The following is a 26,292-nucleotide window of genomic DNA, read 5'->3' as shown; positions in this document are numbered from 1 at the left end:
TGCGGACGGGCCCTTCCTGCGTCCGGGGCGTTACGCCGGGACGCTCGCCACGCCGGGGGCGAGGAACTTCTTGCCGTTCACCCGCTCCGAGACGCCCTCACGGTCCAGGTACGGCGTCACGCCGCCCAGGTGGAAGGGCCAGCCGGCACCGGTGATGAGGCAGAGGTCGATGTCCTGGGCCTCGGCCACGACACCCTCCTCCAGCATCAGGCCGATCTCCTGCGCCACCGCGTCCAGGACGCGGTCGCGGACCTGCTCCTCGGTCAGGACGACGTCGCCCTGGACCAGGAGAGCGGCGACCTCGGGGTCCAGCTCCGGCTTGCCGGAATCGTAGACGTAGAAGCCGCGCTTGCCGGCCTTGACCACGGCCGCCAGGTTCGGGGAGACGGTGAAGCGGTCCGGGAAGGAGCGGTTCAGGGTCTCGGAGACGTGCAGACCGATCGCCGGTCCCACGAGCTCCAGCAGCACCAGCGGGGACATCGGCAGGCCGAGCGGCTCGATGGCCTTCTCCGCCGTGACCACCGGGGTGCCCTCGTCGATGACGTTCTGGATCTCGCCCATGAAGCGCGTCAGGATGCGGTTCACGACGAACGCCGGGGCGTCCTTGGTGAGGACCGCCGTCTTCTTCAGCTTCTTGGCGACACCGAAGGCCGTGGCCAGCGAGGCGTCGTCGGTCTGCTCACCGCGGACGATCTCCAGCAGCGGGAGGATCGCGACCGGGTTGAAGAAGTGGAAGCCGACCACGCGCTCCGGGTGCTGGAGCTTGGAGGCCATCTCCGACACCGACAGCGAGGAGGTGTTGGTGGCGAGGATCGCGTGCGCCGGGGCGACCGCCTCGACCTCCGCGAACACCTTCTGCTTGACGGACATCTCCTCGAACACGGCCTCGATGATGAAGTCCGCGTCCGCGAAGCCCTCGGCCTTGTCCAGGACACCGGTCACCAGGGCGGTCAGGCGGTTGGCCTTGTCCTGGTTGATGCGGCCCTTGCCGAGCAGCTTCTGGATCTCGGCGTGGACGTAGCCCACGCCCTTGTCCACGCGCTCCTGGTCGATGTCGGTGAGGACCACCGGCACCTCCAGGCGGCGCAGGAACAGCAGCGCCAGCTGCGAGGCCATCAGGCCCGCGCCGACGACGCCGACCTTGGTGACCGGACGGGCCAGCGACTTGTCCGGGGCACCGGCCGGGCGCTTGGCGCGCTTCTGGACCAGGTTGAAGGCGTAGATGCCCGAGCGCAGCTCGCCGCCCATGATGAGGTCCGCCAGCGCGGTGTCCTCGGCGTCGAAACCGGCCTGGAGGTCGCCGTCCTTGGCCGCGGCGATGATGTCCAGCGCGCGGTAGGCGGCCGGAGCGGCGCCGTGCACCTTGGAGTCCGCGATGAAGCGGCCCTTGGCGACGGCCGCGTCCCAGGCCTCGCCGCGGTCGATCTCGTCGCGGACGACCTCGGTGGTGCCGTTCAGGACGTTCGCGGTCCACAGGAGCGACTGCTCCAGGAAGTCCGCGCCCTCGAACAAGGCGTCGGCGATGCCGAGCTCGAAGACCTGCTTGCCCTTGAGCTGGCGGTTCTGGTTGAGCGAGTTCTCGATGATCACCGAGACCGCGCGCTCGGCGCCGATCAGGTTCGGCAGGAGGGCGCAGCCGCCCCAGCCGGGAACCAGGCCGAGGAAGACCTCGGGCAGCGAGAAGGCGGGGATGGCCTTGGAGACGGTGCGGTAGGTGCAGTGCAGACCGACCTCGACGCCACCGCCCATCGCCGCGCCGTTGTAGTACGCGAAGGTCGGGACGGCCAGCGCCGAGAGGCGCTTGAAGACGTCGTGACCGCCCTTGCCGATGGCGAGCGCCTCGTCGTGCTGCTTCAGCAGCTCGACGCCCTTGAGGTCGGCGCCGACCGCGAAGATGAACGGCTTGCCGGTGATGCCCGCGCCGACGATGGAGCCCGCGAGGGCCTCCTGCTCGACCTGGTCGATCGCCGCGTTCAGGTTGGCGAGGGACTGCGGACCGAAGGTGGTCGGCTTGGTGTGGTCGAAGCCGTTGTCCAGCGTGACGAGCGCGAAGCGCCCGGCGCCGAACGGCAGGTCCAGGTGACGGACGTGCGCGGACGTGACGACCTCGTCCGGGAACAGCTCGGCCGCGCCCTTCAGGAGCTCAGCGGTGGTGCTCACTTGGAGTCTCCCTCGGCGTTGAAGTTCGGGTTCTCCCAGATGACCGTGGCGCCCATGCCGAAGCCGACGCACATGGTGGTCAGGCCGTAGCGGACGTGCGGCTGCTCCTCGAACTGGCGGGCCAGCTGCGTCATCAGACGGACGCCGGAGGAGGCGAGCGGGTGGCCGAACGCGATGGCGCCGCCGTACTGGTTCACGCGGGCGTCGTCGTCGGCGATGCCGTAGTGCTCCAGGAAGGCGAGCACCTGCACGGCGAAGGCTTCGTTGATCTCGAAGAGACCGATGTCCTCGATGGACAGACCGGCCTGCGCGAGGGCCTTCTCGGTGGCGGGGATCGGGCCGTAGCCCATGACCTCCGGCTCGACACCGGCGAAGGAGTACGCGACCAGGCGCATCTTGACCGGGAGGTTGTTCTCGCGGGCGAAGTCCTCGGACGCGATGATCGCGGCGGTGGCACCGTCGTTGAGACCGGCGGCGTTGCCCGCGGTGACCCGGCCGTGCGTACGGAACGGGGTCTTCAGGCCGGCCAGGTTCTCCAGCGTGGTGCCCGGGCGCATCGGCTCGTCGGTGGTGACCAGGCCCCAGCCCGTCTCACCGGCCGCCTCGTTGGTGTTGCGGACCGAGATCGGGACCAGGTCCTGCTGGATCTTGCCGTCGGCGTACGCCTTGGCGGCCTTCTCCTGCGAGCGCACGGCGTACTCGTCGGCGCGGAGCTTGGTGATCGCCGGGTACCGGTCGTGCAGGTTCTCGGCGGTCATGCCCATGAACAGGGCGGACTCGTCGACCAGCTTCTCGGAGACGAAGCGCGGGTTCGGGTCGACGCCCTCGCCCATGGGGTGACGGCCCATGTGCTCGACACCGCCGGCGAGGGCGACGTCGTAGGCACCGAAGGCCACACCGCCCGCGACGGCGGTCACGGCGGTCAGCGCGCCGGCGCACATGCGGTCGATGGAGTAGCCCGGGACGGACTGCGGGAGGCCCGCGAGGATTCCGGCCGTGCGGCCCAGCGTCAGGCCCTGGTCGCCGATCTGCGTGGTCGCGGCGATGGCGACCTCGTCGATCTTCGCGGGGTCCAGGTCCGGGTTGCGGCGCAGCAGCTCCCGGATCGCCTTGACGACGAGATCGTCGGCGCGGGTCTCGTTGTAGATGCCCTTCGGGCCCGCCTTGCCGAACGGGGTGCGGACGCCGTCGACGAAGACGACGTCCCTGACGGTACGAGGCACGTTGGCTCTCCTCCAGGTGCGGGTGTGCACTGCTGCGCGGGGGCGGCCCGGGACGTGGTCCTGAGCGCCCGCTCACCCGGCCCATGCTACTTGTGGGTAACCAATGTGCACACCCCCTCCCCGAGGAGCGGCGAAGGTCACACTGCCAGGCGTCCCGCCACCGGCTCCGGAACCGGCCCGTCGGCCATCGCCGAGGCCATGACCCCCGAGGAACGCAGCACGTCCGCGACGAAGGCCCGGCGGCCGACCCCCAGCGCGCGCAGCGCCGGGCCGTGGTCGACGGCCACCACGACGGCCGCCCCCGCGAGCAGCCCCCGCCACCCGGCGGTCACCGCGCGCCGCACGGGCCGGGGGAGCGGGGCCAGCCCCTCGCTCAGGCGCCGGCAGTGGAAGGGGACGTGCCGCTCCTCGTCGGCCAGCAGCCGGCGCGCCACCTCCGAGGCCAGCGGATCGGGACTGCCGTCGCGCAGGGCCCGGTAGTACCGCAGGGACACCACCTCGGCGACCATCAGCACGAGCAGCTCCAGCTTCAGGCCCATCAGCCGGCGCAGCCGGACGAACGCGGCGTCGCTCCAGTGCCCGTCCAGGGTCCCCGCGCCGCCGGCGGCCAGCAGCAGCGCCAGCATCCGGGCGTGGTTCTGCTCCTCGGCGACGAACAGCCGCACCGCCGCCGCGTACGTGGTGTCGCCCGCGCGCTCCGCCTTGCCGGTCAGGGCCGAGCCGTCGCCGTCCTCGCCCACCTGGAACTTCTGGACGCTGCGGACGATCTCGGCGGGCAGCCGCGCGCCGTGCCCCCAGTCGGGATCTCCCAGCGCCGCGCGGCGCTCCCGCTCGGCCTCGAACTCGTCCACCCATGCCGCGTACCCGGTTTTGATCATGTTCAAGAAACTAGCGATTGTTGAGCGTGTTCAAAAGGCCTTGTGTGTCATGGCCGCGTAACAGAAGGGGCGGCCGGCGGGACCACGGCGCCGCGCCGGAAAACGGAGAACCCCCGGCCGGGGGCCGGGGGTTCGTGTGGGCGACGGGACGTGCGGCGTCAGGCGGTGGCCGCGAGGGCCGTCACCAGGGCCGCCGTGACCTGCTCGATCTGCCAGGGGCGGGCGCCGTGGCCGGCGAGGGCGTCGCCCACCGAGGCGGCGTCCAGCCGCTGCGGCGGCTCCCAGCACAGCCGGCGCACCGTGTCCGGGGTGATCAGGTTCTCCTGCGGCAGGTTCAGCCCCTCGGCGAGCGCCGAGACGGCCGTACGGGCGGCCGACAGCCGGGCCGCGGCGGCCGGGTCCTTGTCCGCCCAGGAACGCGGCGGCGGCGGACCCGCCGGAGTGGCGCCGGGCTGCGGCAGCTCGTTCTCGGGCAGTGCCTTCGCCCGGTCCACGGCGGCCATCCACTGGTCCAGCTGACGCCGGCCCATCCGCTGCCCGTACCCGGGCAGGGCCGAGAGCGCGTGCACGTTCGCCGGAAGGGCCAGGGCCGCCTCGACGATCGCCGCGTCCCCCAGCACCTTGCCGGGCGACACGTCCCGGCGCTGGGCGATCCGGTCGCGGGACTCCCACAGTTCCCGTACGACGGCCATCTGCCGGCGCCGGCGCACCTTGTGCATCCCGGAGGTGCGGCGCCACGGGTCCTTGCGCGGCGGGGCGGGCGGGGCGGAGGCGATGGCGTCGAACTCCTGGTGGGCCCACTCCAGCTTGCCCTGGCGGTCCAGCTCCTTCTCCAGCGCGTCCCGCAGGTCCACCAGCAGCTCCACGTCCAGGGCGGCGTAGCGCAGCCACGGCTCCGGAAGCGGGCGGGTGGACCAGTCGACGGCGGAGTGGCCCTTCTCCAGCACGTAGCCGAGCACGCTCTCGACCATCGCGCCGAGTCCGACCCGGGGGAAGCCGGCGAGCCGGCCGGCGAGCTCGGTGTCGAACAGGGAGGTGGGCGTCATGCCTATTTCGCGCAGGCACGGCAGGTCCTGGGTGGCGGCGTGCAGGATCCACTCGGTGCCGGACAGGGCCTCGCCCAGCGAGGAGAGGTCGGGGCACCCGACGGGGTCGATCAGCGCGGAGCCGGCGCCTTCGCGGCGCAGCTGCACCAGGTAGGCGCGCTGGCCGTAGCGGTATCCGGAGGCGCGTTCGGCGTCGACCGCCACGGGCCCGGTACCGGCCGCGAAGGCCGCGACCACCCGGGCGAGGGCGTCCGCGTCGGCCGCGACCGGGGGAATGCCCTCGCGGGGCTCCAGCAAGGGGGTCGGCAGCCCGTCGGACGAAACCGTGTCGTCCGGGGGGCCGCCCCCGGTGGTGGTGCGCAGGTCTGCTGCGGTCTCTTGGGCGTCGGTCACCGGTCAAGGGTATCCGTGGATGTGACGCGCCCGTCGCCGGAACGTTCCGTCGACGGGCGCGAGGGGGGAGGGGCGGGCGGTTCCCGGGGTTCGCCGGCGGTTCTCCCGGAGGTCTCCGGCCGGCACGGGAGACTCCCTAGTGGATGATCCCGGTCCGCAGGGCGACGGCGACCATCCCGGCCCGGTCGCCGGTGCCCAGCTTGCGGGCGATCCGGGCGAGGTGGGACTTGACGGTGAGGGCGGACAGGCCCATCGAGACGCCGATGGCCTTGTTGGACTGGCCCTCCGCGACGAGGCGCAGGACCTCGACCTCGCGGCCGGAGAGCTCTCGGTAGCCGCCCGGGTGGCTCGGGGCACCCGGGGGGCGGCGGTGCATGCGGGCGGCGGCGGCACCGATGGGGGCGGCGCCGGGCCTGGTGGGGAGCCCGATGTTGGTGCGCGTACCGGTGACGACGTAGCCCTTCACTCCGCCCGCGAGGGCGTTGCGCACGGCGCCGATGTCGTCGGCGGCGGACAGGGCCAGGCCGTTCGGCCAGCCGGCGGCCCGGGTCTCGGAGAGCAGGGTGAGACCGGAACCGTCGGGCAGGTGTACGTCGGCCACGCAGATGTCGCGCGGGCTGCCGACGCGGGGGCGGGCCTCCGCGATGGACGACGCCTCGATCACGTCACGGACTCCGAGGGCCCACAGGTGGCGGGTCACGGTGGAGCGGACGCGCGGGTCGGCCACGACGACCATGGCCGTCGGCTTGTTCGGGCGGTAGGCGACCAGGCTTGCGGGCTGCTCGAGAAGAACGGACACCTAGGCCTCCTGGGGGAGTGGCGGGACGGGCCGGCTCGGGGAAGGAAGCCGGTGCGAACCGTGCGGATGGTCACTGACTCCTTCGGCACGTCACCCGCCCGGCTTTAGGGAATGATCACGATTTAGTGAGTAACAATTCGGGCAATTCGGACGCACGATCGATCAGTGGGTGATCAGAAGCCCGCAACGGATGCGCTGTTCTGACACTCCGTGACGGACCCGGCCGGCCGTTCGCGGCGCGCGCGTGCGGCCGGACGGCCCCGCCGGGCACCTCGGCTACGGGTGGTGCGGACCGCGCCGCTGTGGCAGGGACACCACGCCCGTGACGGTGTCCGTCGGCCCGACCGGGGGCAGCCCCGCGATCTGGCACAGCAGCTCGCACCAGGCGGACAGGTGGGCCGAGGTGTCCGGCACCCCTCCCACCCCCTCCCGGGGCGTCCAGGAGGCCCTGATCTCGATCTGGGTCGCGGGCCGCCGCTCCGAGAGCCCCCCGAAGTAGTGGGAGCTCGCCATGGTCACCGTCCCGCTCGGCTCCCCGTACGTCAGCCCGCGGGCGTCCAGCGCGCCGGTCAGCCAGGACCAGCACACCTCCGGGAGGAGCGGGTCCGCAGCCATCTCCGGCTCCAGTTCCGCCCGTACGAGCGTCACCAGGCGGAAGGTCCCGTGCCAGGCGTCGTGCCCGGAGGGGTCGTGCAGCAGGATCAGCCGGCCGTCGGCCAGATCGTCCTCGCCGTCGACGACCGCCGCCTCCAGGGCGTAGGCGTACGGCGCCAGTCTCTGCGGCGGCTTCGTCGGGTCGATCTCGATGCCCGGGCGCAGCCGCGCCTTCCTCAAGCCCTCGACCGCCCGCCGGAACGGGAGCGGGACGGAGCTCTCCTTCGCGCTGTCCACACCGTCAGCGCCATCTGAAAATCGTCCCTGAGCCGCAGCCATGCCGGGAAGACTAGGCGGAACGAGCGCCCGTACGGCGCAGGGACACCCGCGCCGGGCCGGGCACTTCTTCATACGTGCGAAGATTCGGGTCGTGAGTGCCAACCACCGCCCCGCGGGCCCGCCGAGTCAGACGTACGATTCCGCCTTCCTGAAGGCGTGCCGGCGGGAACCGGTCCCGCACACGCCCGTGTGGTTCATGCGGCAGGCGGGGCGCTCGCTCCCGGAGTACCGCAAGGTGCGCGAGGGCACGGCCATGCTGGAGTCCTGCATGCGCCCCGACCTGGTCACGGAGATCACCCTGCAGCCCGTGCGGCGCCACAAGGTGGACGCGGCGATCTTCTTCTCCGACATCGTCGTCCCGCTCAAGGCCATCGGCGTCGACCTGGACATCAAGCCGGGCATCGGCCCGGTCGTCGCCCAGCCGATCCGCCGCCGCGAGGACCTCGCACAGCTGCGCGACCTCACCCCGGAGGACGTCACCTACGTCACCGAGGCGATCGGCATGCTCACGGGTGAACTGGGCTCCACGCCGTTGATCGGTTTCGCCGGCGCGCCGTTCACCCTCGCGAGCTACCTCGTCGAGGGCGGACCGTCCAAGAACCACGAGCACACCAAGGCCCTGATGTACGGGGACCCGGAGCTGTGGGCGGACCTGCTGGACCGCCTCGCGGAGATCACCTCCGCCTTCCTCAAGGTCCAGATCGAGGCCGGCGCCTCCGCCGTCCAGCTCTTCGACTCCTGGGTCGGCGCCCTGGCCCCGGCGGACTACCGCCGCTCGGTGATGCCCGCGTCGGCGAAGGTCCTGGAGTCCGTCGCCTCGTACGGGGTCCCGCGCATCCACTTCGGCGTGGGCACGGGCGAGCTCCTCGGCCTCATGGGCGAGGCCGGCGCGGACGTCATGGGCGTCGACTACCGGGTCCCGCTGGACGAGGCCGTCCGCCGCGTCGGCCCCGGCAAGGCGCTCCAGGGCAACCTGGACCCGGCGGTGCTCTTCTCCACCCCCGAGGCCGTCCGGGCCAAGACCGACGAGGTCCTCGCGGCCGCAGCGGGCCTGGAGGGCCACGTCTTCAACCTCGGCCACGGCGTCCTGCCGACCACGGACCCGGACGCGCTGACCCGCCTCGTGGAGCACGTCCACACCAGGACGGCCCGCTGACACCCCGCCGCCCCCCACCGGGGGCGGCACCCGCGCGCCGCAGGACACCGTCCTGCGGCGCGCCGGCGCATCCGGACCCGTCGCGCCGGAACGTCAGACGGCCGACCTGACCGCCGAGACGGCCTTGCGGGCCGCCACCAGGACGGGGTCCCAGACCGGGGAGAAGGGCGGGGCGTAGCCCAGGTCCAGGGAGACGACCTGTTCCACCGTCATGCCCGCGGTGAGGGCGACGGCCGCGGCGTCCACCCGCTTCGCCGCGCCCGCGCCGCCGACGATCTGGACGCCCAGCAGGCGGCCCGTACGGCGCTCGGCCAGCATCTTGACCGTCATCTCCGCCGCGTCCGGGTAGTAGCCCGCCGTGTTGGTGGAGGTGATGGTGGCCGTCACGAAGCGCAGGCCCGCCTCCCGGGCGTCCCGCTCGCGCAGTCCGGTCCGGGCGATCTCCAGGTCGCACACCTTGCTCACCGCCGTCCCCACCACCCCGGGGAAGGTGGCGTAGCCGCCGCCCACGCCCGAGCCGATGACCTGGCCGTGCTTGTTGGCGTGCGTGCCCAGCGGAATGTGCCGGGTGCGGCCCGCCACCAGGTCCAGGACCTCCACGCAGTCGCCGCCCGCCCAGACGTCCTCGTACCCGCGCACCCGCATCGAGAAGTCCGTCAGGATGCCGCCCGACGTGCCCAGCGGCAGTCCCGCCTCCCGGGCCAGGGCCGTGCGCGGCTCCACGCCCATGCCGAGCACCACCACGTCGGCCGGGTACTCCTCGCCGGCTTCCGTGGTCACGGCGCGGGCCCGGCCCTCCCCGTCCGTCAGGATCCCCGTCACCGCGGCCCGGGACACCGTACGGATGCCCATGCCGTTCATCGCGGTGTGCACCAGGCCGCCCATGTCCGGGTCGAGGGTGGCCATGGGCTGCTCGCCGCGGTGCAGGACGGTGACCCCGAACCCCCGCCGGACCAGGGCCTCGGCCATCTCCACGCCGATGTAGCCGGCGCCGACGACGACCGCCCGGCGGCCGGGCGCGCGTTCCAGGTCGGCCACGAGGCGCCGGCCGTCGTCGAGGGACTGCACCCCGTGCACGCCGTGCGCGCCGATCCCGGGCAGCCGGGGGCGGACCGGCCGGGCGCCCGTCGCCAGGACCAGCTTGTCGTACTCCGTCCACGATTCGGTCCCGGAGTCCAGATCGCGGGCGCGGACCCGGCGCCCGTCCAGGTCCAGCTCCACGACCTCCGTGCGCATGCGCAGGTCGATGTCCCGCGCGCGGTGCTCCTCGGGGGTGCGGGCGACCAGGTCGTCCCGCTCGGCGACCAGGCCGCCGACCCAGTACGGGATCCCGCACGCGGAGTACGAGGTGAAGTGCCCGCGCTCGAAGGCGGTGATCTCCAGCTCCGCCGGGCCCTTCAGCCGCCGGGCCTGTGACGCGGCGGACATGCCCGCCGCGTCACCGCCGACCACCACCAGTCGTTCCGTCGCCATCGTCCGCCCCGTTCCGTGCCGTTCACCCCGTGCCGCGCTGACGGGGACACGCTACGGGCGGCCGCGCGCTCAGCGGTCCACATCCGCCTCCGTCCCGGTGGAGGCGGGGCTTCCCGCCGGCGCGGCGGGGGCGGCGGGGGCGGCCGGCGCGGCCGGGGTCTGGCGCGGGACCCAGGTCGGGGCGGGGCCCGTCCGCGGCTTCGCCGGCCGGATCCCGCGGTACGCGCGGAAGGCGAGCAGCAGCAGGGCCGCCGTCACCGCGAACGGCAGGACGGCGGCGAGCGCGATGAGCACGTACCGCAGGAGGGTGGTGAACACCGACCATCCTCCGGCCAGCGCGTCACCGAAGCCGGTCCGCTCCTTCTCCTTCTTCTTCTCCGCCGGGGCGGCGGGCTCCGACACCGCCACGGTGATCGTGCCGAGCGCGGTCTGGTCCTTCAGCGCGTTCTGCTGCGCCAGCAGCGACTCCAGGTCGGCCTGGCGCCGGCTCAGCTCGCTCTCCAGCATCACCACGTCGCTCAGCGCCGAGGCCCGGTCCATCATCTCCCGCACCCGGACCACGCTGGCCTGCTGGGACTTGACCCGGCTGTCCACGTCGGCGACCTTCTCGGTGACGTCCCGCGCCTCGACCTTGCGGTGCAGCAGCTTCCCGCTGCCCTCCAGGGCGCCGATCACCGCGTCGAAACGCTCGCCGGGCACCCGCAGGGTCACCGTCGAGGTCATCCGGCCGTCCTTGCCGCGCTCGGTGGACTCGTTCCCGACGTAGCCGCCCGCACCCTCCGCCGCCGTACGGGCCGCCGCCAGGGCCTTCTGCGGCTCGGCCGTCTCGATGCCCAGCGAGCCGGTGCGGATGACGTGCGGGCGGACCGCGACGGGCGCCTGCGGGGCCTTGGCGTCCGCCGCCGCCGGGGGAGCGGCCGCCTCGGCCCCCGGCTTGCCGGCGGCCTCGGCCCCCTTCGGCGCGGCCACGGCCTTGTCCGAGGAGGACGCGGCGCCGTCGGCCCCGCAGCCGGTCAGCGCGAGGGCCCCGGCCAGGGACAGGGCGGCGACGGCCGCCGCCGTACGGTGTCTGTGGAGCGTGCGCATGGTGAGTACCCCCCGAGGGATCGGCCAGTGTCGCCGGTTCGACGTACAGCGTCCCGTTCCCGGTTTCGCACACGCGGTCCCGAGCCGGTCCCGATGAGGTCACGGTCCGGCCTCACCGGCCGGTCTGAGACGATGTGTCCATGCACGAAGCGGACACGCGTACGGACCGGCCGGGAGCCCCGGCCCACGTCGTCGTCATCGGGGGCGGGATCGCGGGCCTCGCCGCGGCCCACCGGCTGCTCTCCGACGGCCTCCGCGTCACCCTCCTGGAAGCCGGACCACGCCTCGGCGGCAAGCTCCACGCCGGTGAACTCGCCGGCCTCCCCGTCGACCTCGGCGCCGAATCCGTGCTCGCCCGCCGCCCCGAGGCCGTGGAACTGGCCCGGGCCGTGGGCCTCGCCGACGCCCTCCAGCCGCCCGCCACCGCCACCGCCCACCTGTGGACCCGCGGCGCCCTGCGCCCCATGCCGCGCGGCCACGTCATGGGCGTCCCCGCCGAACCGGGCCCGCTCGCCGCCTCCGGGGTGCTCTCCGCCGAGGGACTGGCCCGCATCGAGGCCGAGCACGCGCTGCCCCCCACCGAAATCGGCGAGGACGTCGCCGTCGGCGAGTACGTCGCCGCCCGCCTCGGGCACGAAGTCGTCGACCGGCTCGTGGAACCCCTCCTCGGCGGGGTCTACGCCGGCAACGCCTACCGCATCTCGATGCGGGCCGCCGTGCCCCAGCTCTTCGACGCCGCCCGCGCGCACCCCCTGCTGAGCGAGGCCGTACGGGACGTCCAGGCCCGCGCGGCCCGTCAGCCGCAGACCGTCGGCCCCGTCTTCGCCGGCATCGACGGCGGCATCGGACGCCTGCCCGTGGCCGTCGCCGAAGCCTGCCGGGCCGCCGGGGCCGACCTGCGCACCGCCGCCCCCGTCCGCGAGGTCCTGCGCACGGCCACGGGCTGGCGGGTGGTGACCGGCACCGAGACCGTCGAAGCCGACGCCGTCGTACTGGCCACCCCGGCCGGCCCCACCGCCGACCTGCTGTCCGGCCTCGCCCCGGCGGCCGCCGCCGAACTGCGCGGGGCCGAGTACGCCTCCATGGCGCTGGTCACCATGGCCTTCCGCCGCTCGGACCTGCCCGCCGCCGTCACCGGGGGCGAGGCCAGCGGATTCCTCGTACCGCCCGTCGACGGCCGCACCATCAAGGCGTCCACCTTCTCCAGCAACAAGTGGGCCTGGGCCGGGGCCGATCCGGACCTCTTCCTGCTGCGCACCTCCGTCGGCCGGCACGGCGACGACCACGACCTGAAGCGGGAGGACGCCGAACTCGTCGACGTCTCCCTCGCCGACCTCGGCGAGGCCGTCGGCCTCGGCGCCCGGCCCGTGGCCTCCACGGTCACCCGCTGGGACCGCGGACTGCCCCAGTACCCCGTCGGCCACCTCGCCGGCGTCGCCCGGATCCGCGCCGCCGTCGCCGCCCTGCCCGGCCTGGCCGTGTGCGGCGCCCTCTACGACGGGGTCGGCATCCCGGCCTGCGTCGCGAGCGCGGGGAAGGCCGCCGATGTGGTGATCGCCTCGTTGGCCACCCCTGGCGCAGACCACTGATCAGCACACGGGACAATGGACACATGACTGCACCGGAGAAGATTCCCAACGCGGGGAAGAAGGCGAAGGACCTCAACGAGGTCATTCGCTACACCCTGTGGTCCGTCTTCAAACTGAAGGACGTCCTCCCGGAGGACCGCACCGGCTTCGCCGACGAGGTCCAGGAGCTGTTCGACCAGCTGGACGCCAAGGACATCACGGTCCGCGGCACCTACGACGTCTCCGGCCTGCGCGCCGACGCGGACGTCATGATCTGGTGGCACGCCGAGACCGCGGACGAGCTGCAGACCGCGTACAACCTGTTCCGCCGCACCAAGCTGGGCCGCGCCCTGGAGCCGGTCTGGTCGAACATGGCGCTGCACCGCCCCGCCGAGTTCAACAAGTCGCACATCCCGGCCTTCCTGGCCGACGAGGTCGCCCGCGACTACGTCAGCGTCTACCCCTTCGTGCGCAGCTACGACTGGTACCTGCTGCCCGACGAGGACCGCCGCCGCATGCTCGCCGACCACGGCAAGATGGCCCGCGGCTACCCGGACGTGCGTGCCAACACCGTCGCCTCCTTCTCCCTGGGCGACTACGAGTGGATGCTGGCCTTCGAGGCCGACGAGCTCTACCGCATCGTCGACCTCATGCGTCACCTGCGTGCCTCCGAGGCCCGTATGCACGTCCGTGAAGAGGTGCCCTTCTACACCGGGCGCCGCAAGTCCGTCGCCGATCTGGTGGCCGGACTCGCCTGATACCTCCCCTGGGGGGAAGGACCGGAGGACTCGACCTCCTCCGGGGATCGGGAGGCACTGCCCCCGAATCGACGCAGCCGGAGACCCCGCCCGGAAGTTCAGACGACTGGCGGCAGCAGCGCCCTGGGAGCGCTTGCTGCCCGGTCGTCCAGCGACACCGGTGCGGGCTCCGGATGCGGCGCACACGCGGTGCGCCACCCCGGAGTGGCGCCCGTCAGCAGGTACCGCTCCACCCGCCGGTCCACGCACGCGTTGCGTCCGCCGGCCACCCCGTGCGCGCCCGCCCCCACCTCGGTGACCAGCGCCGCCCGCGGCCCGAGCCGCCGTTGCAGCTCCAGCGCGCCCCGGTGGGGCGTCGCCCCGTCCCGCTCCGCCGCCACGATCAGCGTCCCGGGGAGCCCGGCCGGCGGGGACCCGGCCCGCGCCGCCGCCGGCGCCCCGACCGCCACCGGCCGCTGCCGTTCCGGTACCGGCCAGAAGGCGCAGGGCAGGTTCAGGAAGGCGTTCGCCCAGGTCTCGAAGGGCGCCCGGACCGCCAGCTCGGTGTTGTCCCGGTCCCAGGTCTCCCAGTCGGCGGGCCAGGGCGCGTCGTTGCAGAGCACCGCCGTGTACACGGCCGTCGCGTTCGCCGCCTCCGCCGCCGACTCCGGGCGCGGGCCCGCCTGTTCGGCCAGCGGCCCCGGATCGCCCCGCAGGAAGGCCGCCAGGGCCGCCGCCCGGTCCGGCCAGACGTCGTCGTAGTAGGCGGCCTGGAGGTACGCCGCGTGCAGTTCGCCCGTACCGACGACCCCGCCCGCCGGAGTCCGGGCCACGGCCGCGCGGACCCGCTCGTAACTCGCCTGCACGGCCCGCGCGGTCGCGCCGAGCCCGTACGCGGCGTGGTGGCGGGCGGCCCACGTCCGGAAGTCGGCCCAACGGCGCTCGAAGCCGGGGGCCTGGTCGAGGTTGTTGCGGTACCAGACGCGCCGCGGGTCCGGATTCACCGCCGAGTCGAACACCATGCGCCGCACGTGCCCCGGGTACAAGGTGGCGTACACCGCCCCCAGGTAGGTGCCGTACGAGGCCCCCATGAAGGTGAGCCGCTCCTCGCCGAGCGCGGCGCGCAGCACGTGCAGGTCCCGGACGTTGTTCAGGGTCGTGTAGTGCGCCAGCGCTCCGCCGGCCCGCCGCCCGCAGCCGAGGGCGTACGTCCGGGCCGCGGCGACCCGCTCCCGCTTGTACGCGGCCGACGGCACGGCCGGGACCTGGGTCGGGCCGGCCGGCCGTGCGTCCGGGTCCCGGCAGGACAGCGGGGCGGAACGGCCGACCCCGCGCGGGGCGTAGCCGACGAGGTCGTAGGCGGCGGCGACGCCCCGCCAGGCCGGGACCCCCGCGAACAGGGGGAAGTGCATCCCGGAGGCCCCGGGGCCGCCCGGGTTGTAGACGAGCGCGCCCTGCCGGGGGACGCCCCCGCGGCCGGTCGCCGGGACCCGGCTGACGGTGAGGGTGATCTGGGGGCCGTCGGGGCGCGCGTAGTCGAGGGGGACGCGCAGGGCGGCGCACCGCACCCGGTTGGGGAGTTCCTCGACCGGGGCGCAGGGGCCGAAGCCGAGCCCGCCGCGCCCGTCCGGGGCGTCGGGGGCCGCGCGGCGGGCGGCGAGCGCGGCCCCGGCGTCCTCGGCGGCGGTCCCGGTGGCTTCGGCACCGGCCCGGGCTCCGGCGCCGGCTCCGGCTCCGGCTCCGGTCCCGGCTCCGGCCCCGGCCGGGCCGGGCGGCGGGGCGGGGTCCGCGAAGGCCGGGGCGGGCAGGCACAGGGCGAGGGAGAGAGCCGCCGCGGCGGCTCCGTAGCGTCCGGGCGTCGTCCGCATGGCGGCTCCTTCGTCTCATCGGCTGGTCCGATGAGATGCCGGGCCGGCCGCCCTGTACAGGCGCACCGCCGGACGCCCGGCGCAATGCCCCCGTTGCCTCCCGATCCGCCCCCGGTTGCCGTAGGCGGGGGCGGCCCGGCCGTCAGGCGAGGGCCGCCCGCAGGCCGGGATCGGTCACGGCCCGCACCCCGTGCACGGCCACCGCGGTGAGGGGGTCCGCCGGGCCGTCCGCGCGCTGCAGTTCGACGAGCAGCCGCCGGCCCGAGGGGGACGCCCACGGGGAGTGGCGGTGCCCTTCGAAGCGGGCGACGGCCAGGCAGGTCAGGGTGAGGAGCAGCGGCAGCGAGAACCACCACAGCACGGTCGCCGTGGCGCCCGCGCCCGAGGGGGCCGCCGCCAGTGAGGCGGCGGCCAGGACGAGCACCAGCCCGGTGGCCCGGCGGACCGCCCGGAGGCCGTCCGCGAGGGCGCCCCGCACCGCGTCGGAGACGGTGAGCCCGGCCGAGGCCAGCCGGTCCGCGAGGTCCCGTACGGCCCGGTGCCCGGCCGCCGCCGCCCGCAGCGCCCTGACCGGGGACTGCCCGTCGGGGCCGAACGCGCCCAGCAGGTCCCGCTCGTGGGGGTCCCGCCCGACGGGATCGACGACGGTCGCCCACCCGGTGTGGGCGAGCAGCAGCCGCCGCCGGCGCTCCATGGACAGCAGCGTCACCACCGCGACCCGGTCGGGGCCGCCGGCCAGGTAGGCGGCCTCGTACAGGCTCAGCCGGTGGTCGACGACGACGCTCCCGTCGGGACCGGCGGCCTCGGTCGAGGCGCGCAGGAGCCGGACGCAGGCCGCCAGTACGCCGGCCCACGCCAGCAGGAGGAACAGGACCCAGAACATGCTTGATTTCTACAGGGCGTTGACGCCCCCGGGCAGGGGTGGCGCGCTCCCGTGAGCAGCCCGTGACGTCCCGGTGACGGGCCGGACCTTCAGGAGCTGCTGCTCCCGCAACTGGAGCTGGAGGAACTGCCACAGCTGGATCCGCCCGACGAACAGCTCGAACCGCCCGACGAACAGCTGGATCCGCCCCCGCCCCCGCCCCCGCAGCCGCCGCCCGAGGACCCGCAGCCCCCGCCCGAGCCGCAGCCGGATCCGCCGCCGCCCCCGCCGCCGTCGGAGGCCGCGCACCAGACCACCGGGACCACCCAGGCGTCGGAGGGCCCGGACGAGGAGTGCGCCCGGTGCGGCCGCGCCCCGGACTGGGCCGCGGCGAGCCGCGCCTCGCGGGCGGCGGGCACCAGGTGCGAGCGCAGGTACGGGTCCTGAAGACCGCGCAGCCCGAACAGGGCGGTCTGCACGTGCGGGGCGGGGTCGCCCAGGTGCTGTGCCCGGACCTCCCGGAGCGCGGCCTGCCCGGCGGGGGTGATGCGCAGGCCGGCCCGCTTCGCGTACACGACGCCCGTGACCAGGCCGCCGACCAGGACGGGGAACACGGCGAAGGCGAACGGCACCCCGCCACCGGCGTCCAGGGCGATGGCGACGAAGGTGACGACCGGTGACAGGAGGACCAGTACCCCGCACGCCACGGCCTGGACCACGCCCCAGCGCCGCAGGCCGCGCCCCGAACCGGGTTCGGCGACCAGGCCGCGGGCGGCCAGCGCGTCCCCGGTCTCCTGCACGGCCGGGTCGAGCATGGCGGCGTAGCGCACCTGGTAGAGCCACCCCGAGGGGGCCGCCCGCAGGGCCAGCAGCACGGCCCGCTCGGCCGGGTCGTTGGCCCGCGCCCCGGACCGGGCGTGGACGATGCCCGGTCCGCCGATCACCAGCCGGCCGTCGCCGAGCAGGGACACGAGCGCGGCGTCGACGACGGCGCCGGGGCCGCCCGCCAGGAAGGCGGCCTCGGACAGGTCGTGCAGCCGCGGCGCGGGCCCGGTCACCGGGGGCCGGGCGCGGCGCAGGGAGCGTACGAGCAGGACGGTGGAGGTGACGACGGCGATCCAGACGGCGGCGGCGAGGACGTTCACGCGGATCTCCCCCCCAGGGCGCGGGCCCAGCGGACGATGCGGCGGGGCGGCCGCGCCCCGGAGCGGTCCCGCCACCAGGAGGTGAGCCGGCGGCGGGCGGCCGGGTCGGCCGGCAGGTCCTGGATGAGCAGGTGCTCGGCGAAGTCCAGGGCGTCGCGGCGGTATCCGCCCGTCATCGGGCGGTGCCGGGCGTAGGCGAGGAAGGCCGTGCGGTAGGCGTCGGCGCCGCCCAGGATCCCGGGCAGCTCCGGTGCGATCTTCGCGATCACCGAGGCGCGCTTGGCGGCCAGGGCCCGGGCCTGTACGCGGATCCGCTGCCGGTCGAAGCCCTCGGGTACGGGCGTTCCGGCGACCAGCGCCGACAGCAGGGCCGCCTGACCGAGCCCCACTCGGGTGCGCGCGGCCCCGGTGTCCCCGTCGGCGCCCTCCTTCGCGGGGGCCGGCTCCTTCGCGGGGGCCGGCTCCTTCGCGGTGGCGGGCTCCTCCGTGGCGGCCGGCTCCTCCGTGGCGGCCGGCTCGGCCGGTGTCCGCGGCCGCCCGGTGCCCGCGCGGTCCACCACGTCGCGGATCCGCTCCAGTTCCCCCGCCAGCTCCGCCTCCGGCGGGAAGTCGTCGTCGCGCTCCAGCAGGACCCCCGGTGGGGCGACCCGCTCGCGCAGCTGCGCGAGCACGTCGAGCACCACCGGCGGCACGGGGTGCGCGTGGGTGTCGTGCCAGACGCCGTCGCGCTCCACGCCCCCGGCGACGTGCACGTAGGCCAGCGCCTCCAGCGGGATCGCGTCGAGGACGGCGGCCGGGTCCTCGCCGCGGTTCACCCGGTTCGTGTGCAGGTTGGCGACGTCGATGAGGAGCCGTACGCCGGTCCGCTCGACCAGCTCCGTCAGGAACTGCCCTTCCGTCAGCTCCTCCCCGGGCCACGAGACGAGCGCGGCGATGTTCTCCAGCGCCAGCGGCACGGGCAGCGCGTCCTGGGCGATCCGCACGTTCTCGCACAGCACGGCCAGGGCGTCGCGGGTGCGGGGCACGGGCAGCAGGTGCCCCGCCTCCAGAACGGGCGAGGAGGTGCGTACGAAGGCGATGTGCTCGGTGACCAGCGGCGCCCCCAGCGCCACCGCCCGCTCCCCGAGGTCGGCCAGCTTGCGGACGTCGGGACGGTCGGCTCCGCCGAGCCCCAGCGAGACCCCGTGCGGGACGACGCGGACGCCGCGCTCGCGCAGTCGCAGCAGGCTGGGGTGCAGGTGGCCCGGACAGGCGTTCTCGGCCACCACCTCGACCCAGTCCAGGCCCGGCAGCCGTTCGACCGCCTCCGCGATCTCCGGCCGCCAGCCGATGCCCACCCCCAGGTGTGCCATGGGCTTCATGTCCCCCCGCCCCCTTTCGTCCGATCCCCCGGACCGTGTGTCGGTGTCATGGCCCGGACGGAGCCCGGCCAACCCGCCGGAGGGGACGTTCAGAGCTACATTTGAGGTTCCCCCGGCCGTCTCGGGCGGTGTCTACGCCGTGCCGTCGAGCCGTGCCCGCAGCGCCGGATGGTCGGCGACCACCGTGCAGGACCCCGGCGCGATCTCCGTGAACCCGGCGTCCCGCACCACCGGCAGCCCGCTCCCGCCGAGCTCGGCCCACCGCTCGCGCGGTGCCGTCCGTACGGCCAGTGCGAAACCGGAGTCCCGCCAGGCCGTCCGTTCGGCCGGGGTCAGCTCCCACCAGGCCAGCTGCGCCCCGTGCCCGGCCTGCGCCATCGCCTTGCCGGCCGACATGCCGAGGTCCGGGTTGAGCCACAGCACCGGGAGCCCGGAACCCGCCGGGGGGACCGGCCCCGGGTCGTCCAGGTCGGTGCCGGACACCTGGAGCTTCGCCAGCTCCTTGGGCCAGCCGTCCAGCGGCACCGGCGGGAACACCCGCACCTGCGAGGAGCCGCCGTGCACGGTGACGCCCGGCAGGGCCTCCGCCTTGCGCCACTCCGCCCCGCGCGCCCGCCGGACCACCTTGCGGATCCGGGCGTCCTGCCAGTCGCGCACCGCCCCGGCCCACTCGCCCTCGCCGTGCGACCGCTCGTCCGACAGCAGGACCAGCACCGCGCGGGCCGCCGTCTCCAGCGCGTCCGTCCGGGCCGGCGGCTCGGCCTTCTCGATCCGCACCACCAGCGGCAGGACGAACTGCGGGGCCTCGTCGCGTCGTACGTGCTGCTGACGGAAGGGGCTGTCCGCCCCGACCGCGGGTACCTCACCGGGCACGTCCGGGGATACGTCTGCGGTCTCGTTCGTGTGCGGGCTGCTCATCCTGCCAAGGATGCCAGCCTCCGACTTGAGGAGGATGTTCCGGGTCCGTCCGACGGGCGAGGATCTTCTCCATGAAGAGCGACCTTTTCGCGTCCGAGAACCTGGCCCAGCAGTCCGCCGCGCCGGGCATGACCCTGCAGAACGCCAAGTCCGTCAAGTACACCGTGAACGGAGAGGTGCTCGCCCGTCAGGGCGCGATGATCGCCTTCCGGGGGAACCTCCAGTTCGAACGCAAGGGCCAGGGCATAGGCGGCATGCTCAAGCGGGCCGTCACCGGCGAGGGGCTCGCGCTGATGTCCGTACGCGGCCAGGGCGAGGCCTGGTTCGCGCACCAGGGCGGCAACTGCTTCATAGTCGACTTCGAACCCGGCGACGCGCTGACCGTGAACGGCCGCAACGTCCTGTGCTTCGACCCGACGCTCTCCTACGAGATCAAGATGGTGAAGGGCGCCGGCATGACCGGCGGAGGCCTCTTCAACAGCCTCTTCACCGGCACCGGGAAGCTCGCCGTCGTCTGCGACGGCAGCCCGATCGTCATCCCGGTCACCCCGCAGGCACCGGTGTTCGTCGACACGGACGCCGTCGTCGGCTGGAGCGCCGCGCTGGAGACCGGCCTGCACCGCTCCCAGTCGGTCGGCTCCATGATCCGCGGCGGCTCCGGCGAGGCCGTCCAGCTGAAGCTGAGCGGCGAGGGCTTCGTCATCGTCCGCCCCAGCGAACTCACCGAATCGACGACGTCCCACTGACCGGCGCGCTGGCCTGCCTCGGTGGGGGGCGGCGGGGTGAGTAGGCTCGTACGCATGGAGCAGCCGCAGGAGAACGCGTCGTACTGTCCCGCCCCGGCCGCGCCCGCCGGGCGGGTGCCCGGGCCGCCGTACGCCGACTGCGTGGAGTGCGGCGAGCCCACCGAGTACGGGGTCGCGACCCCGGGCGTGGTGCTGTGCCCGGTGTGCGAGTGGCAGGACGCGCAGCGCACCGCCTGCTCCGGCTGACCGGGCGGCGCGCCGCGGCTACTTCCCGATCAGGTCCGAGACCTTCACGAAGCGGTACCCGCGCTTGCGGAGCTCCGGGACGATCTTCTGGACGGCCTGCTCGGTGACGGGGGCGGCGCTGCGCGTGCAGTGCATGACCACCACCGAGCCGGGCTTGACCCCGGCGAGGACCTGCTCGGCCACCGCGTCGGGGTCCCGCGCGAAGGCGTCCCCGCTGACCACGTCCCACTGGACGGCGGTGACCTTGGCCGCGCTCAGGGAGCGCAGCGCCCGGTCGTCGTAGCAGCCGCCGGGGAAACGGAAGTACGGCACCGTGTTCACCGCGCCGGCCGTGCGGAACGCCGCGAAGGCCCGGTCGACGTCGGCCCGGGCGGCCTCGTCGTCGAGCGCGGGGAGTCCGTAGCAGGGCGACTTGAAGGCGTGGTGGCTGTACGAGTGGTTCGCGATCTCGAAGTTCGGATCGGTGCCGATGGCCTGGGCCTGGTCGGGGTACTCCTCGGCCCAGCGGCCGGTCATGAAGACCGTCGAGGGCACCTGGAGCCGACGCAGGGTGGAGATCAGCTCGGGGTTGTCGAAACGTTCCCCCGAGGCGGCGCGCGGCCCCTGGTCGGAGGTCATGTCGGCGTCGAAGGTCAGGGCGACGGTCTTGTCGCTGCGCTGCCGCGCCCGCTCGAAGACGGGGGTCAGGCCGTTCGGGCCGGGGGCCATGGTCGGGGCCCTGCCGGGCGGGCCGGGCTGCGGGGAGACGCCGGGAGAGACGCCGGGAGAGGCGCCGGCGGAGGACGAGGGGGCGGTGGCCGCGGGGCTGCCCATACGGGCCTGGCCGCCGCCCGGGGACGGGGCGGCGCCGCCCGCGCATCCCGCGAGGGCGGCACCGAGTACGGCCACGACGGCCGCGTTGCGCACAGAAGTGGTCACGTAGGCAAAATATATGACTATGTGGCAATCAGACGGGTACGGCACTCCTCCACGTCGAAGTCACCCGGCGGGTACGCCGGGGCCATCTCCTCCAGGTGCTCCAGCAGGAGCGTGCTGACGGCCCAGTTCCGGTACCACTTGCGGTCCGCGGGGACGACGTACCAGGGCGCCTCCCGCGTCGAGCAGCGCCCCAGTGCCAGCTCGTACGCCTGCTGGTACGCGGGCCAGGCGCTGCGCGCCTCGATGTCGTCCGGACTGAACTTCCAGTGCTTGTCCGGATCGTCGAGCCGCGCCAGGAGCCGCTCGCGCTGCTCCTCGTAGCCGAGGTGCAGGAAGACCTTGACGACGGTCACCCCGTCGTCGGTGAGGTCCTGCTCGAACCGGTTGATCTCGGCGTAGCGGCCCTCCAGCTGACCGGGCGGCACCAGCTCGCGCACCCGGGCCACGAGGACGTCCTCGTAGTGCGAACGGTCGAAGATGCCGATCTCGCCCGGCAGGGGGAGGGCCTTCGCGACGCGCCACAGGAAGGGGTGGTCCAGCTCCTCGGGCGTGGGCGCCTTGAAGGCCTTGATGCGGCAGCCGGACGGGTTGAACAGGCCGATCACGTGCTTGACCGTGCCGCCCTTGCCGCTGGTGTCCATGCCCTGGAGGACGAGCAGCAGCCTGCGCCGGTCGCCCGCCGTGCTCGCCGCGTACAGCCGCTCCTGGAGGGAGGCGAGCCGTTCGGCCATCCGGGCCGTCGCGGCCACTCCCGTCGCCTTGTCGGAGGGTCCGGCGGGTCCCGCCGCCGTACCGAGGGCCGCCAGGTCCACCCGTCCGCCGGGCGGCACGCGCAGCAGCGGGCCGAGGGCCTGGCCGGAGCCCCCGTGCCGGACGGCCGGGTGCCCGCCGCTCTTCCCGTCCGACCCCGTTCCCTTGTCCTTCTTGCTCACCGTCACCTACCCCAATCCCGTCGGTTGCGTCCGATCCTCCGGCAGGGCGAACGGGTCCGCGACACGGCGGGACGGGGCCGCGGGCGATGCCCGGCCACAACGCCGTTGTGGGAAAGAGGGTTTGAATTCGTGACTCCGATTGGGTAGACAGGTGGACGATTGCACGATGCGAGTGCGAAGAGGCGACGACTGAAGATCGATCTTCCGGGGGCGGATCAGAAGTGACGGACCACGTACCGATCAATCCGTGCACGATCCCGCAGTTCACCGGCGACCTGGCGTCGCTGGAGCTGGACAAGGCGAAGCTGACGACGGCGGCGGGCACGTTCCGCGATGCCGGGTCGAACGTGGATTCCGAGTTCCAGGGGCTGTCGGCGTTCTACTCGGCGCCGGAGGCGGCGAAGCTGTTCGCGACGACGAAGCCGGTCAAGACGGACAGTGACTTCTTCGCGGACCAGCTGGAGTCGGCGGCGAAGGCGCTGGGCGAGTACGTCACCGAGGCGCGGCCGATCGTGGCGCGGCTGAAGGAGCTCCAGGCGAAGGCGACGGCCTTCACGAGCAAGATCAGCGGGGACGAGCACTGGAAGGACGACGGGGACAAGATCGACGAGAACAACGATCTGATCCACGACGTCAACGCCGCGGTGTCCGCCTTCTGGGCCGCCGAGCGGACCTGCGCCAACAAGATCCGGGCCCTGTACTGCGCGCCGCCCCTGACGGCCGACGACGGTTCGCACGGCGCGAACATGTACGGCTACAAGGGCGAGGACCTGAACAAGGCGCAGGACCTGCCGTGGGGTTCGCAGCTGGAGGAGACCCACCGGGCCTGGGAGGTCGGGTACTGGGTCAAGTCCTTCGTATGGGACGGCCTGATCGTCGACGGCATCTGGGGCACGGTCCGGGGCCTGGGCACGCTGGTCGGCGTCGACGGCTGGGACGCGGCGGGACAGGCCTGGACGGGTCTGGCGAAGCTGGCGACCGGTCTGGCGATCACCTCGATGCCGGGCGTGGGCACGGCGTTCTGGACGGCCGACGAGAAGGACCTGCCGGGCTGGCTGCGGGATTCGCGTACCGCCATGAAGGAGACCGGCAAGGCGCTGGTGGCGTGGGACGAGTGGGGCAAGAACCCGGCCCGGGCGGCCGGAGCGGTCACCTTCAACGTCCTGACGACGGTCTTCACGGGCGGCGCGGGCGCGGTGGCCAAGACGGGTGCGGTGGCGAAGGTCATCGGCGTCGCGGGCAAGGCCGGCAGGCTGATCGACCCGATCACGTACATCGGCAAGGCGGGCTCCCTGGCGAAGCTGAAGATCGGCGACCTGTTCGCGAACTTCGGCAAGGCTGACGGGGCCTTCCCGAGCGTCGACGATGTGGTGTGGCGGGACATCCCGAAGGCGCAGGCTCCCGAGGGCGTCACCTTCCCGCACCCGGACGACACGGTCCGGCTGCTGGACGACTCCCTGGGCCGGCCGCAGTACTACGACAAGACCACCAACCAGCTCCTGGACCACACGGGCGCCCCCAAGCAGGACCTCACCTCGGTCCCGAAGGGCCCGGACCACCCCCTGGCCGAGACCCCGGCCCGCGAGCCGGTCCCGGTCGGCGCCCCGGCCCACTCGGTGGCCGGCACGGCCGACAACGCCGCCCACGCCCCCGGCGGCGCGGCCACCCACACCCCGGGCGGAGTGGCCACCCACACCCCCGGCGGAGTGGCGGACAACACCCCCGGCGGCCTCGCCGACAACACGCCGCGCAACAGCCACACCGAACCCGGCGGTGGCGGCGGCACGCACGGCGGCGGCCGGGACACGACCCCCACGGGCGGCGGCGCGCACCACACCGACACCCCCTCGACGGGCGGCCGCGGCGACGGGGTTCCGCACCAGGGCGGCGCCGGCGTCCCGGACGGCCTCGGGCACGGCCCGGGCGGCGGCGGGGGCATCCCCCACCAGGGCGGCGGAGTCCCGGACAACCTCGGCCACGAGCCCGGCGGCGGCGCGGGCCACGGCACCGACGGCGCGGGTCCGGCGGCTCCCGGCCACGGCGAGCCCCCCGCGCTCCCGCCGCACCGGGACAACGCGCACGACTACACGACCGCCGAGCGCAAGCAGATCATGGAGTACCAGGTCCACCGGGCGAACGACCCGACCGACGGGTACCGCCAGCAGTACTACAACAAGCTCGGACACCGGATCCGGATCGTGCCGGACCACACCGGACTCGTCCCGCCGCAGCTGGTCGAGGTCTCACCGGGCAAGTGGGTCCCGAAGTCGGAACTGCCGCCGCCGGTCCCGCCGAACTACCTGACCGACGCCAAGACGGTCGGGCACGAGCACCCCACGGTCACCAAGGAGATGACCGACAAGCTCGACGCGGCGGCGAAGGAGCGCCACGACGCCATGCAGGCGGACCGCAAGCCGCACACGGAATACACGGACGCCAAGGCGGCGCACAAGGCGGCGCCCACCGACGAGACCCTCGCCGCGATGGAAGAGGCCAGGGCCCGCCACAAGCCGTTCCACGAGGCGGTCTCGAAGAGGAGCGAGGAGTTCGGCGAGGCCATCGCCCGCGAGCACGCGATACCGAAGGAGTTCCCGGGCGCCAAGGAGGAGACGGTCTACGGCCCGGCCAACGGCAACGACCAGTTCGACCAGGTCTACCGGCACGGAGACCGGTACGTGGTGGTCGAGGCCAAGGGCAACGTCGGCACCGAGCTCGGTGAGCGGCGCATCGGCGCCGACCGGGTGTCGCAGGGCACCCGCGCGTACTTCGAGGACATCCTCAAGCAGATGGAGAAGCGCGCCAGGAAGGACCCGCGGGAGCAGGCGCTCTTCGACAAGCTCGACGCGGCCCTGAAGGCGAACAAGATCGACTACGTGGTGGTCAAGGGCGCCGACAACACGGGCACGTACACCGGGCATACCATCCAGCGGTTCGACATCAGCAAGTGACAGGGGAAGAGATGACGGTCATCGTGGAGAGCCACGCCGGCCCCGAGCCCGAGAGCGCGGACTGGGTCAGGAGCCAGGACGAGCGGCTGGTCGCGAACATCGAGGAGCTCGACGCGCTCCCGGGCCAGCTCGGCCGGGTCTGGAACCAGGCCGACCTGCACGTGCAGTCGCGCACCCTCGTCGATCCGACCGCGGCCGAACTGACCACGTGGGAGACGGTGGTCGACGCCGCGCAGCTGGGTTCGGCGCTCTTCCGTACGGCGGGGATGACCGAGGGCACGACGCGGTGCCGCATCCACCACGCGCTGCGGACCCTGCCCGCGACGGGTCCCGGCCACGACGCGCGCCCGTCGACGTGGCTGCGCGCGTTCTGGTACGCGGTCATCACGCGCGACCAGCCGCGGATGACGGAGCTGTGCGAGCTGCCCCTCGACGTGCTGCGGGCTTCGGGCGCGGAGCACGACGACTACCAGTACCACTGGGTGGCGGCGCTCCAGGCGTACTGGCTGAAGCGGCCGGAGCTGGTGGAGGAGCTGACCGCCACGTTCGACCGGTCGCATCCGGACGTGGCGGTGATCGCGGGCCGGGAGTACATCCAGCACGTGGAGTACCCGCCGATCAACCTGTTCTACAAGTTCCTGCGCAAGGACGAGGAGGGCTTCCGGGCCGCGCTCGTCGAAGCGCTGGAACTCCACAAGCGGTACTGGACGGCCACGCCCGAGCGGGCGGAGGACATCGAGGGCCGGGTGCCGGTCGCCGTCCTCGCCGTCGCCTGCCTCGCGTACGACGGCGGGATCCCGGTCGGGGTCGAGTCCCCGTACCTGCCCGAGCACCTGCTCCGGCGTTCCTGGCTGGGGGAGTTCGAGGTCTGACGGGCCCCGGCCGGCGGGTTCCGG

At 73.8% G+C, this 26,292-nt stretch carries 22 protein-coding genes; 7 read left to right on the top strand and 15 right to left on the bottom strand.

Features of this window, described 5'->3' with window-relative positions:
* Positions 1-30: 30 nt before the first annotated feature.
* The 6 genes from ABZZ17_RS22315 to ABZZ17_RS22290 form a co-directional block, all read right to left on the bottom strand.
* Positions 31-2,160 carry a 3-hydroxyacyl-CoA dehydrogenase NAD-binding domain-containing protein gene (locus tag ABZZ17_RS22315; RefSeq protein ID WP_356878047.1) on the bottom strand — a complete coding sequence of 710 codons (2,130 nt, stop codon included), beginning with the start codon at positions 2,158-2,160 and terminating at the stop codon, positions 31-33.
* Complete coding sequence (locus tag ABZZ17_RS22310) at positions 2,157-3,383, bottom strand: acetyl-CoA C-acyltransferase (RefSeq protein ID WP_356878046.1); 1,227 nt, start codon at positions 3,381-3,383, stop codon at positions 2,157-2,159. Before ABZZ17_RS22310 ends, ABZZ17_RS22315 begins: the two co-directional genes overlap by 4 nt.
* A gap of 137 nt (positions 3,384-3,520) precedes the next feature.
* Positions 3,521-4,261 carry a ferritin-like domain-containing protein gene (locus ABZZ17_RS22305; RefSeq protein ID WP_356878045.1) on the bottom strand — a complete coding sequence of 247 codons (741 nt, stop codon included), beginning with the start codon at positions 4,259-4,261 and terminating at the stop codon, positions 3,521-3,523.
* A gap of 158 nt (positions 4,262-4,419) precedes the next feature.
* Entirely contained in the window at positions 4,420-5,700 is a 1,281-nt protein-coding gene (locus ABZZ17_RS22300) for a ribonuclease D (protein WP_356878044.1), read from the bottom strand.
* A gap of 136 nt (positions 5,701-5,836) precedes the next feature.
* Positions 5,837-6,499, bottom strand: a complete 663-nt coding sequence (locus ABZZ17_RS22295; RefSeq protein ID WP_007267191.1) for a response regulator transcription factor — start codon at positions 6,497-6,499, stop codon at positions 5,837-5,839.
* Between the two features lie 276 nt (positions 6,500-6,775).
* Positions 6,776-7,432 carry a DUF3000 domain-containing protein gene (locus ABZZ17_RS22290; protein ID WP_356878043.1) on the bottom strand — a complete coding sequence of 219 codons (657 nt, stop codon included), beginning with the start codon at positions 7,430-7,432 and terminating at the stop codon, positions 6,776-6,778.
* A gap of 91 nt (positions 7,433-7,523) precedes the next feature.
* On the opposite strand from ABZZ17_RS22290, the gene hemE reads away from it, so the two are divergent.
* Positions 7,524-8,588: a uroporphyrinogen decarboxylase gene (gene hemE / locus ABZZ17_RS22285; RefSeq protein ID WP_356878042.1), complete on the top strand. Its 1,065-nt coding sequence runs from the start codon at positions 7,524-7,526 to the stop codon at positions 8,586-8,588.
* A 93-nt stretch (positions 8,589-8,681) separates the two neighbouring features.
* Here hemE and ABZZ17_RS22280 read toward each other — a convergent pair whose 3' ends face one another.
* Positions 8,682-10,061 (bottom strand): FAD-dependent oxidoreductase, encoded by a 1,380-nt coding sequence (locus tag ABZZ17_RS22280; RefSeq protein ID WP_356878041.1) that lies wholly within the window; start codon positions 10,059-10,061, stop codon positions 8,682-8,684.
* Between the two features lie 69 nt (positions 10,062-10,130).
* The gene (locus tag ABZZ17_RS22275; protein ID WP_356878040.1) at positions 10,131-11,147 is read right to left on the bottom strand and encodes a DUF4349 domain-containing protein; all 1,017 of its coding nucleotides are present in this window, start codon (positions 11,145-11,147) and stop codon (positions 10,131-10,133) included.
* Between the two features lie 140 nt (positions 11,148-11,287).
* Here ABZZ17_RS22275 and hemG point away from each other — a divergent pair, with 140 nt between their 5' ends.
* Positions 11,288-12,736: a protoporphyrinogen oxidase gene (gene hemG / locus ABZZ17_RS22270; RefSeq protein ID WP_356878039.1), complete on the top strand. Its 1,449-nt coding sequence runs from the start codon at positions 11,288-11,290 to the stop codon at positions 12,734-12,736.
* A 23-nt stretch (positions 12,737-12,759) separates the two neighbouring features.
* On the top strand, positions 12,760-13,473 hold the full coding sequence (gene hemQ, locus ABZZ17_RS22265; protein ID WP_356878038.1) for a hydrogen peroxide-dependent heme synthase: 714 nt from the start codon (positions 12,760-12,762) through the stop codon (positions 13,471-13,473).
* Between the two features lie 98 nt (positions 13,474-13,571).
* Here hemQ and ABZZ17_RS22260 read toward each other — a convergent pair whose 3' ends face one another.
* From ABZZ17_RS22260 to ABZZ17_RS22240, 5 genes are all read right to left on the bottom strand, one after another.
* Positions 13,572-15,320: an alpha/beta fold hydrolase gene (locus ABZZ17_RS22260; RefSeq protein WP_356878037.1), complete on the bottom strand. Its 1,749-nt coding sequence runs from the start codon at positions 15,318-15,320 to the stop codon at positions 13,572-13,574.
* Positions 15,321-15,462: 142 nt separating this feature from the next.
* Entirely contained in the window at positions 15,463-16,203 is a 741-nt protein-coding gene (locus ABZZ17_RS22255) for a TIGR04222 domain-containing membrane protein (RefSeq protein WP_356878036.1), read from the bottom strand.
* An 89-nt stretch (positions 16,204-16,292) separates the two neighbouring features.
* On the bottom strand, positions 16,293-17,327 hold the full coding sequence (locus ABZZ17_RS22250; RefSeq protein WP_356878035.1) for a TIGR04222 domain-containing membrane protein: 1,035 nt from the start codon (positions 17,325-17,327) through the stop codon (positions 16,293-16,295).
* A complete protein-coding gene (locus ABZZ17_RS22245; protein ID WP_356878034.1) occupies positions 17,324-18,688 on the bottom strand; it encodes a DUF692 domain-containing protein in 1,365 nt (454 codons plus the stop codon). Before ABZZ17_RS22245 ends, ABZZ17_RS22250 begins: the two co-directional genes overlap by 4 nt.
* 132 nt (positions 18,689-18,820) lie before the next feature.
* The gene (locus tag ABZZ17_RS22240) at positions 18,821-19,606 is read right to left on the bottom strand and encodes an aminoacyl-tRNA hydrolase (protein WP_356878033.1); all 786 of its coding nucleotides are present in this window, start codon (positions 19,604-19,606) and stop codon (positions 18,821-18,823) included.
* Positions 19,607-19,677: 71 nt separating this feature from the next.
* On the opposite strand from ABZZ17_RS22240, the gene ABZZ17_RS22235 reads away from it, so the two are divergent.
* Positions 19,678-20,352, top strand: coding sequence for an AIM24 family protein (locus ABZZ17_RS22235; RefSeq protein WP_356878032.1), 675 nt, complete (start codon positions 19,678-19,680; stop codon positions 20,350-20,352).
* Positions 20,353-20,406: 54 nt separating this feature from the next.
* Positions 20,407-20,598, top strand: coding sequence for a hypothetical protein (locus ABZZ17_RS22230; protein WP_356878031.1), 192 nt, complete (start codon positions 20,407-20,409; stop codon positions 20,596-20,598).
* A gap of 18 nt (positions 20,599-20,616) precedes the next feature.
* On the opposite strand, the gene ABZZ17_RS22225 is transcribed toward ABZZ17_RS22230, so the two are convergent.
* The gene (locus ABZZ17_RS22225; protein WP_356878030.1) at positions 20,617-21,516 is read right to left on the bottom strand and encodes a polysaccharide deacetylase family protein; all 900 of its coding nucleotides are present in this window, start codon (positions 21,514-21,516) and stop codon (positions 20,617-20,619) included.
* Positions 21,517-21,533: 17 nt separating this feature from the next.
* A complete protein-coding gene (locus ABZZ17_RS22220; RefSeq protein ID WP_356878089.1) occupies positions 21,534-22,355 on the bottom strand; it encodes a polyphosphate kinase 2 family protein in 822 nt (273 codons plus the stop codon).
* Positions 22,356-22,669: 314 nt separating this feature from the next.
* Between ABZZ17_RS22220 and ABZZ17_RS22215 the strand changes: the two genes are divergently transcribed.
* Positions 22,670-25,396, top strand: coding sequence for a hypothetical protein (locus tag ABZZ17_RS22215; RefSeq protein WP_356878029.1), 2,727 nt, complete (start codon positions 22,670-22,672; stop codon positions 25,394-25,396).
* 11 nt (positions 25,397-25,407) lie between these two features.
* Complete coding sequence (locus tag ABZZ17_RS22210) at positions 25,408-26,268, top strand: immunity 49 family protein (protein WP_356878028.1); 861 nt, start codon at positions 25,408-25,410, stop codon at positions 26,266-26,268.
* Positions 26,269-26,292: the final 24 nt, after the last annotated feature.

Source organism: Streptomyces sp. NPDC006512 (assembly GCF_040611935.1).
Lineage (GTDB): Bacteria > Actinomycetota > Actinomycetes > Streptomycetales > Streptomycetaceae > Streptomyces.
The sequence above is the reverse complement of the archived record's forward strand: the minus strand, read 5'-3'. Positions and strand labels throughout refer to the sequence as shown.